Genomic DNA, 12,419 nt, shown 5'->3' with positions numbered 1-12,419 from the left:
CTCACTCCCCCATACCCGAACCTTCCCTCCCACCCTCATTGGGCCCCGCGGCAATCCCACTGCACAACACGTGTGCCCCAGAACGACACCGATCACGGGATATGGATGCCTTTTCGGGACACGGATGTGCGAGCGCGAGATCCTGCTGCCGGGAAACGGGACACGACCCAGAGTTGGCGCCCCAACCAGGTGCGCCACTCGACTGAGCGGGCGGGATCTCGGAGATCGTCGAACACGATGATGCGAAGTTTCCACCCCAGATCTCGGAGCACCTCGTTGCGATACATCTCGTTCTTGTATGCGTGGTGGTTCTCGCTGTGCACCCGCCCGTTGAACTCAATGGCTGTCTGGTGTTCAGGCCACGCGAGGTCGAGCAGGCTGTAACCCAGGCGTGTGTCCACCCGAAAGTTCATAACGGGACACGGCAGGCCACACGCCAACAGCATCAACCGCGTCAAGGTCTCCATGGGAGAAAGCGTGGGAAATTGCGTGCTCTTCAATGCCGTGCGCACCGCCATGACCGCACGGGATGTGGGAGGCAGCGTCTCCAATGCCGAGTAGATGTCCGCCAGCGAGAGCGGCTCCCCACAGGATTGAGACGTCCACGCGGGTGTCGAGTCCACCGGCCTCAGATCACGATGCACCAGCAACGCATCCAGTGCGGCGGTGAGTGCCCAGCGGGACATCATGGGCGCGGGATGACACAGCGCCCGATCCGCCCATCGATAGTGGGGTCCGATCGGAATCCCAAGGACTTGTAGCGCGGTGATCCCCGTGATGCGGACGGACGATCCAGGGCTGTTGAGATGACGTTGCAGCAACATGGCCCGTTGCACGTGATCCGGGGGCGAATCGGCGCGGCACCACAGCCCGTGGGCCAGTTGACGCATCGAAGGATCACGGGTCAGCTGGTGTTTCCGCCGACCCAGTTCACCGGAAGTGGCCACGAGAGGTCGTGGGCCTCGGTAAGTGGCAGTGATTCGTGAGTCCATGCCAGGAATCTAGGAACGGACGACCTAAAAATCGGAGGGCCTGGACTGGATGGGGAGTGCGGATGACCTCACGCCCCCGATCTCGCAAACATCTGTGCCCCGAAACGACACCGGATCTGCCTCGCTCCTTGCTTTTTCGGGGCACAGGTGTGGTGCAGCCCGGTTGCCGCGGTGGGGAGGTGGGTGGGCTGGTTGTGGGAGCACGCATGAGAAACCAAGTGGGCGCAGGGTGTGGGTGGGCACGGTGGATGGGGTGCGGGGCGGGGTGGGAGCCCCTCAGAACTGCCCGCACACCCGCTCCGAATTCAGAACTGCCCGTACACCCGCTCCGAGTTCTCCCAGATCCGCCGGCACAGCTCCTCGAGATCCGCGTCCAGGATCTCCGCCATCCCCCGCACCGTGTAGTTGACCATGTACGGCGCATTGGGCCGGCCCCTGAACGGGTGCGGCGTGAGGAACGGCGCATCCGTCTCGCACAGCACGAGCCCCGGATCCGCTTCCCGCAGCGCTGCCTTGAGCGGTGCCGCGTTCTTGAACGTCACGGTTCCCGCGAACGACATGTACCACCCGTTCTCGTTGCACAACCGCGCGAGCTCCGCGTCCCCCGAGAAGCAGTGGAACACCGTACGTTCGGGAGCCCCGGCATCACGGAGGATGCGCACCACGTCCTCGTGTGCCTCACGGTCGTGGATCTGCATGGCCACCCCGTGCCGCTTGGCTATCTCGATGTGCGCCCGGAACGACTCCTCCTGCACCGCTAACCCCGACTCCGGGGTGTGCACACGATCCATTCCCGTCTCCCCGACGCAGCGCACCCTACGCTGCCCCGCCAATTCATCGATCACCGCGAGCGCTTCGTCCAGCGAGCGCCCGCCCGTTGAACCCGCGTCGCGTGCCCTCGTGAAACGCCCAGCCGCGGAAACTTCCCCTGGTCCATCGGACTCGAAGCGCCCCGCTCCGGACCCCTTCGCCGAGCCGTCACCCGCCGGAGCCGGTGCATCCAGGTCTCCGGAGACACCCGACCCGGCCAAGGTAGGGGCCTCGTTCGGGTGCAGCGCCACCGCTGCCAGCACCCTCGGAACCGTCTGCGCCGCTGCCACCGCGAATCGCGACGACTCCACGTCGCACCCTGCCTGGACCACCCCGCACACGGAGGCGTCCCTGGCCGTGGCCATCGCATCCACCACGGACACCCGTACCAACCCGTCCTGCATGTCCAGGTGGGTGTGGTTGTCCACCACGGGGTGCGGCAACGGCTCCGGCAGCGCAGGGAACGTGAGATTGCGACGTCGTCCTTGCGCATCCGTGTGCGCACGACGCTCCGTGCCCTCACCGTTGGGCACGTCGTCACCGGAATCGGCGACCGCGTACCGCTCCACGGTGTACGCCTCGGGCGTCTGTCCCGCCACGGGCTCGGGTCGGGCTGCGTGGTCCCACACGGATTCGGATACGGGTGTCTCGATCACCCCTCCACGATAGATGACGCGCTCCCGCCCGGCCCCGGGCAACCGCATCCGTGCGCCGCTCGGTGAGGAAGGGGCCCCGACCCCGTTCGCAATGCACCCGCACCTGGCAAATACCTGCGAACATGGGGACAAACACCCCCGGATCCCCCTGCCCGTGAGACGAGGAAATAATGGAGCAGTTCGCCGCCCGCACCAAGGCCATCCTTGACCGCATGAACTCGGTCATCGACGGCAAACCCGCCGAGACCCGCACGGCCCTGCTGACCCTGCTGGCCGGCGGCCACCTGTTGGTCGAGGACGTCCCGGGCGTGGGCAAGACCATGCTGGCCCGTACCCTGGCCGGCGCGGTGGGTGGGACGATCAACCGGATCCAGTTCACCCCGGACCTGCTCCCCACGGACATCACGGGTGTGTCGGTGTACGACCAGACCCGCAACCAGTTCGAGTTCAAACCCGGCCCGGTGTTCGCGAACGTGGTGATCGGGGACGAGATCAACCGCGCTTCGGCCAAGACCCAGTCCGCGCTGCTGGAGGCCATGGCGGAGGGCCAGGTCACGGCGGACGGCACCACGTACCGGCTGGCCGAACCGTTCATGGTCGTGGCCACCCAGAACCCGGTGGAGATGGACGGCACGTTCCCCCTCCCGGAGGCCCAGCGAGACCGGTTCATGGCGCGGATCTCCATGGGCTACCCGGACGCGGACGCCGAGGTCGCCATGCTGCGCGATCACGGCGCAGGCTCCCCGTTGACGGGTCTCGGGCCGGTCGTGGACATCGAGGAGGCCCGCGACCTCGTACGCCACGTGGCCTCGCTGCACGTGTCCACCCCGGTGCGCCGCTACGTGGTGGCACTGTGCCAGGCCACCCGCACGCACCCGCACCTGCGCCTGGGCGCGAGCCCCCGCGCGGCCCTGCAGTTGCAGGCGGCCGCCCGCGCGCAGGCCGCCCTGGCCGGACGCGACCACGCGCTGCCGGACGACGTCAAGGACGTCGCGGTGGCCGTACTCTCCCACCGCCTGCTCCTCGAGCGTCGCTCGGGTGCGGACAGCGCCCAGGACATCGTGCGCACGATCCTCTCCGACGTCCGCGTCCCCACCGAAGACGCCCCCCAGACCCGATGAAGGCCGCCGCTCCCGAGGCGCGGGTGGACTCACGCGCCAAGTTCACGGTGCGCGGGTGGTGTTTCCTGGCGGCAGCCGTGCTGTGCCTGGCCGCCGCCACGTGGCTCGGCCGCAAGGACGTCCTGGCGCTGTCCCTGTTCCTGGGCATGGTGCCGCTGCTTTCCTCCCTGGCCATGTGGCTCGTCAAACCTCGCGTCCTGCTCAAACGTTCGGTGGACCCGCCGCTCGTCACGCTCGGCGACGCCGCCCAGGTGGCCCTGCGCGTACGACGTCGCTCCGCCTTCTCCGCGCGCAACCGTACCTCGGGTGCCGGTCGAGCAGGCTCCACCCACGACCCGGTGGACCCCGCGGTCCACGATATGGGCACGGCAGGAGGCGGCCTGACGGGTGGCATGGGCGATGGCCCGGCGGATGCCGCGAACCCCGGCCGCGGGGCAGGCCCGGACACCACCGACGCGGACCGCAGGGGCACCCTCCGCTCGGGCCGCACGAGCGCCGTCGCCGCCGTGGACGTGCACGAGACCGTGGACCCCCTGCTGGGCCGGGACCAGGACGTCTCGGTACCGGTGTCCGGGGCGCCGGTCACGTACACGGTGCGCCCGCGGCGTCGGGGGATCCACGAACTGGGTCCGGCTACGGTGCGCGTGGGCGACCCGTTCGGCGTGGTGACCGAACTGCTGGACGTGGCCGAGCGGACGTCGCTGTACGTGGCCCCGGAACCCGAGGACCTCACCGAGCACGGGGTCACCATGGCGCGTGAATCCGGCAACGACCCGTCCCGGCGCGCCCAACCGCAACCGGGACCCGACAACGTGATGACCCGCGAGTACCGCCACGGTGACCCCATGCGCCGGGTGCACTGGGCGGCGTCCGCCAAGCACGGCCAGCTCATGGTGCGCCAGGAGGACCCGCGCAGCACGCGCAGCGCCGTCGTGGTCCTGGACTCCGCGGCCGAACACTGGCCGGGCGCTCGTGTGTGGGCCGGTGTGCTCGAATCCACCGAGGAGTTCGAGTGGGCGGTGCGCGCGGCGGCGTCCGTGATCGAGCACCTCACGCGCCGCGAGACCGTGGTGCACGCGCTCGACGACCAGGGCCGCGCAATGCCCCGCGGCGAGGCACCGGTGGCCGACCTGCGGGACACGGACGTCACCGACGACACCGCCACGGAAGTCGTCCACGGCCTCTCCCGAGCGGCCCTCGTGAGCCGGCCCGAATCCGAGGCGTCGACCGATCCCCTGACCGAGCGCCTCGAACGGGAGGGGCTCTCCCACCCGTTGTTGCTGCTCACGGGCCGACTCTCCCCAGCGGCCGCGCGGCGCTACGTCACGGCAGCGGCGGCGAGCACGGTGTGTTCGGTCATCATGGTGATCGACGCCCCCGCGCACCGCCCCGACAGCGCCGCGGTGTTCGAGTCCGCGGGGTGGTCCGTGGTGTTGGTGACGCGCTGGACGGACGTGGACGCCGCATGGCTCGCGACCACCCGCGGGGCCACCCTGCTGACTCCGCCGCCGCCCGACCCCGGTACCCGACAGCTGCGCATGGACGAGATGATGGGCCACGCCCGAGGGAGGGCCACCGCATGAGCGCCCCCGATCCCACGCCCCACGCGGACCACGACGCCACCTCCGCGGGGGCCCCCGCCGCGGCTGCGACCGCCACCGCGGCACCCACGGCTCAGGGCCGCTCGGTGACCCCCGACGCCACCGGCCTCCGGGCTGCTCAGGACGGCCGGAGCTCCGCCGGCCACTCCCGCACTCCGCACGATCAGCACATCCAGGGAGCGCGTCCGCCCCGGCCCCGCGTGATCGAACTCAGTCTGCTTCTGCTCGCCGCGATCGCCCTGGGCTGCGTGGGCATGGCCGGTGCGTTGAACGGCCTGTGGTGGCTGCCCTCCGTGGCGGCCACCGTGCTCACGGTGCTCGTGGTCACGGGCGCGGCCCGCTGGTTGCGCGTGCCCTCACCGCTCGTCACGGTCCTGGGCCTGGCCGCCCTGTTGCTCGCGTTGACCGTGGTGCACCTGCCTTCCCACGCCCTGCTGGGCTTCATCCCCACCGGGGAGACCTTCACCGCGGCCGGTGAGCTGTGGCGTTCCTCCGGCGACTTCATCTCCCGCGACGCCGCCCCCTACGGCCCGAACCCCGGGCTGGCCTTCGTGCTGTGCACCCTGGTGGGGCTGGTGACCGTGTTCATGGAAACCGTGCTCGTGGGCCTACGCATGGCCGGGCTCGCATGCCTGGGGGTCCTGGCGCTGCTCGTGCTCCCCGCGCTGACCCTGCCGGGCAGCGTCACTGCCCTCGGTCTGGCCGCGGCCGCGCTCGCCGCCCTGGCGCTGCTGGCCGGTTCACGGTTCTGGGGTGCCACGCGCGCCCAGCGCATCGCCCCGACCCCGGGAGGACTCCCCCGCGCCCTGCTCGTCATCGCCGGTGTACTCGCGGTGGTGCTGTTCATCCCCGCGGTCATGCCCGGATTCTTCAACGGGGCCTTCCCACAGGGCAGCTCGTTCACCGCCGAGCGCGCCTCCGGGGTGGGCCCGCTGCGCGCGGTGGGTCAGGACCTGCGCTCGGACGAGCACACCCGGCGGTTCTCCTACACGACCTCGGACGACCAGCCCCAATACATGCGGTTGCTCACCCTTTCCGATTTCGACCAGGACGAGTGGTTCCCGGACGTCGAGAACCTGGACGGCGATCTCTCGGGTCTGGCCGACGCCGCGCGCAACCCGGTCCCCCGCGGCACCGAGGTCTCGGCCAAGGTCATGTTCGACGACTTCTCCGAGCACTGGCTGCCCGCACCCTACGCCCCGGTGGCCGTGAGTGGACTCGGTGACGAGGGGTGGGCGTGGAATCCCCGCGACCTGTCCATCTTCAGCGAGTCCACGGGAATGTCCGGGGCCGAGTACACGATCACGTTCGCGCTGTCACGAGCCACCCCGGAGGCACTGCGGACGGCACCGTCGGCAGCGTCGGACCCGCAGCTCAGCGACTACCTGCGGCTGCCCGCGAACCGCCCGCAATCGGTCGCGGACGCCGCGCGCACGTTCACCGAGGGTGCGGACACGGACTACGACCGTGCCCTCGCGATCCAGAACCACCTGCGCGACGACTTCCGCTACGACGTGACCGCGCCGCTCGCCCAGGGCTACGACGCCGGCGGGATGGGATCACTCGACGAGTTCATGCGCACCCGCACGGGGTACTCGGGGCATTTCGCCCCGGCCATGGCCCTCATGGCCCGGGAAGTGGGTATCCCCGCGCGGGTCGCCGTGGGTTACCTGCCCACCGCCCCGGTCGAGGACCCGGACGGCGGCCGTTCCTTCCCCGTGAGCACGGGCGATTCCCACGCGTGGCCCGAGCTGTACTTCGAGGGCGTGGGCTGGGTCCGTTTCGAGCCCACCCCCGGGGTGCCCAGCACCCCCGATTACGCGCCGGATTCGGCCCAGGACCAGGGTGGGGAGGGTTCGCAGACCCCGGAGGAGACCGCGGCGCCGAGCAACGAGCCCGAACAACAGCCCAGCGAGGAACCCTCCGACCAGCCGTCCGATCAGCCGAGTGAACAACCCAGCGAGCAACCGGGGGACGACCCCTCGCAGGAGCCATCACCCCAGGACGAGGCGGCGCCGACCACCGCTGCGGTGCCGTGGTGGCTCGTGACCGGGGTGCTCGGTCTGCTCGCGCTGCTGGCCCTCGCGGCGACGCCGCGGGTGGTGCGCGGGCGGCGTCGTCGGGCGCGACTCGCGGCACTGCAGGACGCGTCCCTGACCCCGCAGCGCCGGGCCAACGCCGCGTGGGACGAGTTCCGCGCGCTCGCCGAGGACCACGGCGTCACCTCCCCCGCGTCCGACACGCCTCGCGTGCGGGCACGCCGGCTCGCGGCGGGGCTACCGGGTGCGCAGACCGCCGTGGATCACCTCGTCGCGGACCTGGAATCCGCGAGCTACGGCGCCCCGGACTCCCGCTGGACCCCGCGGACCACGCCGGAGGACCTCACGCTGGTCCGGGACGAGTTCCGGAAGCGGGCCTCGCGCGGCGGGCGGCTGCGCGCCGACTGGTGGCCGGCGTCGCTGTGGAGCGGCCCGCGCGGGTGACCACGACGCCGCGCGGGGGGGGCCACCCCCCCCGCGCGGAGGCCGGGGCCGCGCCGTCATCACTGCACGGAGACCGGCAAGTCCGACCCGAGGGGCACTCGTCGGCGAGACGGTCGTCCTACATATCTGCGCGCCATTACCGCGGGTCGGGTCAGTTCTGACCGCGCGCGGTGATCACGGCGTCGTAGAGCTTGCGTGTGCTCACCCCGTGCTCGGTGGCCACCTCGCGCGCGGCGGCCTTGAGCTTGACGTCGCTCGTGGCCACGAGGTGCTCGACCTCCTGAACGAGGTCCTCGGGCTCGGGAGCCACGGCCGGTGGGGCACCATGCACGACCACCACGATCTCCCCGCGCACCTGGTTGTTCGCGGCCCACTCGACCAGACCCGCGAGGTCATCGCGCAGCACCTCTTCATGCAGCTTGGTCAGCTCGCGGCACACGGCCGCGCGCCGGTCCGCGCCCAGGGCTTCCCGCAGCGCGGTGAGCATCTCCGCGAGACGGTGCGGGGACTCGTAGAAGACCATGGTGCGGGGTTCGTCCCGCAGGGTCGCGAGGTGGGCCGCACGCTCGCCCGTCTTACGCGGCAGGAAGCCCTCGAACGTGAACCGGTCGGTGGGCAGCCCGGAGACCGCGAGCGCCGCGAGGACCGCCGAGGGCCCGGGGAGCACACTCACGGGCAGGTCCGCCTCGGCCGCGGCGCGCACGAGCGGGAACCCGGGGTCGGAGACCGTGGGCATGCCCGCGTCGGAGAGCACGGCCACGGTACGACCGCGGCGCACCTCGTCCAGCAGTTCGCCGGTGCGCGCGTTCTCATTGTGTTCGTGGTGGGTGACCACCCGCCCGGTCACGGTCACGCCGAGCCCGGAGGCCAGGCGGTGCAGGGTGCGGGTGTCCTCCACGGCCAGCACGTCCGCGGTGTGCAGGACGTCCTTGAGCCGCTGGGACGCGTCCGAGAGGTTGCCGATGGGGGTGCCCACGACCACCACGGCACCGGGGCGGTGGTCCTCGGTGCCGGGGGTGGTCGTCGATGTCTGTGAACTCACCCGTCCACTCTACGAAGGTCCGTCGGTCGAACGCGGTGACGCCACCGTGGCCGGGCTGAATCTCCAGGGGTGCACCCTACGATGGGATCCGTGCCCTCGACTGTCTTCTCCCCCGCCTCGACCGCACCCGTGGCCCCCTCCGTGCGCGACCGCCTGCTCCCCGCGGTCACCCGGTTGCCCCGGTACTGGTGGGTCCCCCTGGCGCTCGTGACCCTGCTGGGCGGGGTGCTGCGCTTCGCGCACCTGTCGTGGCCGCACGCCGTGGTCTTCGACGAGACGTACTACCTCAAGGACGCCTACTCGCTGCTGCTCCACGGCACGGAGCAGCAATGGCCCGAGGGCGCGGACGAGGGTTTCGTCTCCGGGAACATCCCAGACACACAGGGTCACCCCTCTTTCGTGGTGCACCCGCCCCTGGGCAAGTGGCTCATCGCGATCGGGCTGTGGTTGTTCGGCGCGGACGACCCATTCGGGTGGCGCTTCTCCGCGGCCCTGTTCGGCACGGCGTCCATCGCCGTGATCTGGTGCGCGGGATGGTTGTTGTTCCGCTCGGTCACCCTGGCCACGATCGCCGGTGTGCTGACCTCCCTGGACGGGCTGCACCTCGTGGAGTCCCGCCTGGCCCTGCTGGACGTCTTCCTCATGTTCTTCCTGTTGCTCGCCTTCGTCTTCGTCCTGTTGGACCGCGACGACGGTCGACGCCGCCTGCTCGCCCGCGGCCCCGGCGGCGTCCTGGGCCCGTGGTTGGGCGTGCGGTGGTGGCGGATCGCCGCGGGCGTGGCGTGCGGTGCGGCCGCGGCCGTGAAGTGGAACGCGCTGTTCAGCATCGCCGCGCTCGGGATCCTGGCGGTGCTGTGGGACATGAACGCGCGGCGGATCGCCGGGGTCAAGAACTGGTTCGCCGGTGCGGTGCTCAAGGACGGCCCGTGGGGATTCCTGAGCATGATCGGCGTGGGCGCGGTGGTGTACGTGATCACGTGGACCGGGTGGCTCACCACGAGCACGGGCTACAACCGCAACTGGGCCGAGCTGAACCCGGGCGACGGCCCGCAGTGGCTCCCGCCCGCCCTACGTTCCCTGTGGGAGTACCACGTGGCGGCCTATTCGTTCCACGCGGGGCTGTCCTCGCACCACACGTACATGGCCGGCCCGGCCACGTGGCCGGTCATGGCCCGCCCCACGTCCTACTTCTACGAATCCCCCGGACGAGGCGTGGACGGCTGCACGGTGGACTCGTGCAGCCAGGCCATCCTCAACCTGGGCAACCCCGCCGTGTGGTGGGTGGGGATCCTGGCGGTGCTGCTGGGACTGTGGTTGTGGGCGGTGCTCCGTGACTGGCGCTTCGGTGCCCTCGTGGGCGTGTACGCGGCCGGTTACCTCCCGTGGTTCCTCTACCCGGAACGCACGATGTTCTTCTTCTACGCGCTGTCCTACTTCCCCGCCATGGTCCTGCTGATCACGGGGGCGATCGGGGTGCTCACAGGCAAGCTCGCGGTCCCCCGCCTGGGTGCCACCGCGGGCACGCCGTCCGCCGCGGTGCACGAGCAGGTGATCTCACCGGTGTGGGCGCGACGCTGGCGCAGGGTGAGCCTGGTGTTCCTGCTGCTCGTGGTGGTGCTCGCGCTGTTCTTCTGGCCCGTGTGGACCGCCCAGACCATTCCCTACGAGCACTGGCGCTGGCGGATGTGGTTCACCTCGTGGATCTGAAGGAGCGTGCTGCCCGCATCCGGCGGGTCGTGGCGAGCATGACCACGAACGCCCCGATGAGCGCCACGAGCGCCACGGCGATCGCGGCGTCGATCCAGAACTGGGTGGGATAGAGCCGGATCAGGGTGTCCGAGATGCTGAAGGTCCACGTCCCGGAGCTGAAGAACAAGGAGTGGAACGCCGCGAAGAAGCTCTGCCACCCCACCACCGCGAACACGGCCGTGAGCAGCAACAGGATGACGGTGAGCCATGAGCCCGCGAACCACGCGGAAGAGGCGGTCCCCGGGGTCGCCCGGTGCAGGTACCAGGCCGCCAGGACGCTCAGCACGAGCAGGACGAACGCGATCAGCAGCCCCCAGTACATCACGTGCTGGACGTCCCGCATGTGAGAGACCTCCGCCGGGGTGAACGCCATGCCACCCTCGCTGCTCACCAGGCCGCCCAAGTACTCGGGCGGGGCCAGGTTCATGATGTAGTCCATCCCGTAGGAACCGAACGTCATCCGTTCCTGCGTGCTCATCCCCCAGTGGTCAGCGGGGAAGCCGGGGCGGTGGTACTCGAGCCACAGGAAGACCGGGGTGGCCACGAGTCGTACCCCCAGCGCCACGAGCAGGACGGGCAGAGTGAGTGCCAGGAATCCCTGGAGGATGCGCTGCACCGCGGTGGGGCGGGGCCAGGGGCCGCGTGGGATGGAGGAGCTCACCGGGCTGTATCACCAGTTTCCGTGCCAGTCCTCGTCCGAGTAGTGCTCGAACGGGATGTTCCAGTCCCCGTAGCCATCGTCGGGATCGGCCTGGGGGTAGTCAGTGTTGACCACCTCCACCATGTCACCCGGGCGGAAGGTCTCAAAAATGTAGGCCGCACCCTCCGGCGGCATCCCCACGCACCCGTGGGACACGTTGGCCACGCCCAGCACGGGCATCGCGGACGGCAGCGCCTGGTGGATGAACTCGCCGCTCCACGTCAGCCGGGACACGTTGGACGCGTCGAACGGCGGGTAGTAGTGGGGGTCGCCGGGCTTGAGGTTCAGCGACGACGCCTTGAACTCGTAGGAGGCCGCTTGCTCGATGATGACCTTCTTGCCCGTGGTGGACGGCCAGTCCGGGTTGCCCAGGGTCACGGGCCAGCGACCGGTCTCCTTGCCGTTCACGTAGGCCACGAGGGTCTTGGTGTTGTTGTCCACGAACACCCGCTGCTCGGCACCGGTGCTGAACGACACCGTCTCGTTGCCGTTGCCGATCATCCCGTTGCCCAGATCCTTGCCCAGGATGTTAACGGTGACCGTGACCTTGGAGTTCGGGTCCCACGGTTGCTCCGGGCGGAAGCGCAGTTTGCGGTCCGAGTACCACCGGAACGCGCCGTCGCGGTGCGCCCCGTCCACGGTCACGGCCTTCTCGACCTCGTCCTTGTTCATGACGGGCTCGGAGAAGTTGAACTCCACGACCTGCCACACGCCGTAGGTCTGCCCGTCCTTGACGTTGAGGGCCACGTCCGCCTCGTGGGCGGCGTCCACCGTGCTGAACACGGACTGCCCCGTGCTGTCCCGGTCCCCGGAGCGCGCGGTGTAGTCCACCGTGTAGGTCTCGTCGAACGCAAGGGGCGCCTTCGAGCGCCACTCGTGGCCGTCCTGCGCGAGTTCGCCCTCGACCCGCTCCCCCGAGCCCGCGGCGCTCACGGTCACGTCCGTGAGTTCCCCGCCGTCCGCTGTGACGACCACGGGGTCCACGGGGTTGACCATGCTCGTGTCGGCGGCCGGGCTCACCTCGACCCGCACGGTCCCGAAACTCTTCGTGGGCGCGGGGCTCGATGGAGCGGCGTCGGCGGACGACGGCGCTGCCGGGGTGGCGTCGTTCCCCCCGGCGCACGCGCTCAGGCCCAGGAGCCCTGCGAGAGCGAGGCACGCGATGCCCGGACGACGACGCCGCGCGCTCGCCCCGGCGGGACGCGCGGGCTCGCGCGGTGTCCCGGGCAGCGGATCGCGGTGGCGGGAAGGGAGTCTCATGGGCA

General features: G+C 70.3%; 9 protein-coding genes. 4 read left to right on the top strand and 5 right to left on the bottom strand.

Going from position 1 to position 12,419, the window contains the following annotated elements; genetic code table 11:
* Window positions 1-92 precede the first annotated feature (92 nt).
* Window positions 93-947 carry a hypothetical protein gene (locus A5728_RS06140; RefSeq protein ID WP_156523394.1) on the bottom strand — a complete coding sequence of 285 codons (855 nt, stop codon included), beginning with the start codon at window positions 945-947 and terminating at the stop codon, window positions 93-95.
* 350 nt (window positions 948-1,297) lie between these two features.
* Window positions 1,298-2,458 carry a TatD family hydrolase gene (locus A5728_RS13490; protein WP_082943279.1) on the bottom strand — a complete coding sequence of 387 codons (1,161 nt, stop codon included), beginning with the start codon at window positions 2,456-2,458 and terminating at the stop codon, window positions 1,298-1,300.
* A gap of 170 nt (window positions 2,459-2,628) precedes the next feature.
* Here A5728_RS13490 and A5728_RS06125 point away from each other — a divergent pair, with 170 nt between their 5' ends.
* The 3 genes from A5728_RS06125 to A5728_RS06115 are packed head-to-tail and all read left to right on the top strand — an operon-like array spanning window position 2,629 to window position 7,663.
* Window positions 2,629-3,579, top strand: a complete 951-nt coding sequence (locus tag A5728_RS06125) for a MoxR family ATPase (protein ID WP_064846193.1) — start codon at window positions 2,629-2,631, stop codon at window positions 3,577-3,579.
* Window positions 3,576-5,162: a DUF58 domain-containing protein gene (locus A5728_RS06120; RefSeq protein ID WP_231885540.1), complete on the top strand. Its 1,587-nt coding sequence runs from the start codon at window positions 3,576-3,578 to the stop codon at window positions 5,160-5,162. Before A5728_RS06125 ends, A5728_RS06120 begins: the two co-directional genes overlap by 4 nt.
* Complete coding sequence (locus tag A5728_RS06115) at window positions 5,159-7,663, top strand: transglutaminaseTgpA domain-containing protein (RefSeq protein WP_231885539.1); 2,505 nt, start codon at window positions 5,159-5,161, stop codon at window positions 7,661-7,663. The genes A5728_RS06120 and A5728_RS06115 overlap by 4 nt, the downstream gene beginning before the upstream one ends.
* A 151-nt stretch (window positions 7,664-7,814) precedes the next feature.
* Here A5728_RS06115 and rsmI read toward each other — a convergent pair whose 3' ends face one another.
* Window positions 7,815-8,705, bottom strand: a complete 891-nt coding sequence (rsmI, locus tag A5728_RS06110) for a 16S rRNA (cytidine(1402)-2'-O)-methyltransferase (protein WP_064846192.1) — start codon at window positions 8,703-8,705, stop codon at window positions 7,815-7,817.
* 81 nt (window positions 8,706-8,786) lie between these two features.
* On the opposite strand from rsmI, the gene A5728_RS06105 reads away from it, so the two are divergent.
* Window positions 8,787-10,412 (top strand): dolichyl-phosphate-mannose--protein mannosyltransferase, encoded by a 1,626-nt coding sequence (locus A5728_RS06105; RefSeq protein WP_064846191.1) that lies wholly within the window; start codon window positions 8,787-8,789, stop codon window positions 10,410-10,412.
* On the opposite strand, the gene A5728_RS06100 is transcribed toward A5728_RS06105, so the two are convergent.
* Complete coding sequence (locus tag A5728_RS06100; protein WP_064846190.1) at window positions 10,396-11,115, bottom strand: TIGR01906 family membrane protein; 720 nt, start codon at window positions 11,113-11,115, stop codon at window positions 10,396-10,398. The genes A5728_RS06105 and A5728_RS06100 overlap by 17 nt on opposite strands.
* A gap of 9 nt (window positions 11,116-11,124) precedes the next feature.
* A complete protein-coding gene (locus A5728_RS06095) occupies window positions 11,125-12,414 on the bottom strand; it encodes an Ig-like domain-containing protein (protein ID WP_064846189.1) in 1,290 nt (429 codons plus the stop codon).
* Window positions 12,415-12,419 lie beyond the last annotated feature (5 nt).

Source organism: Kocuria sp. ICS0012, from assembly GCF_001665945.1.
GTDB classification, from domain to species: domain Bacteria; phylum Actinomycetota; class Actinomycetes; order Actinomycetales; family Micrococcaceae; genus Kocuria; species Kocuria marina.
This window is presented reverse-complemented; position numbering and strand designations above follow the sequence as displayed.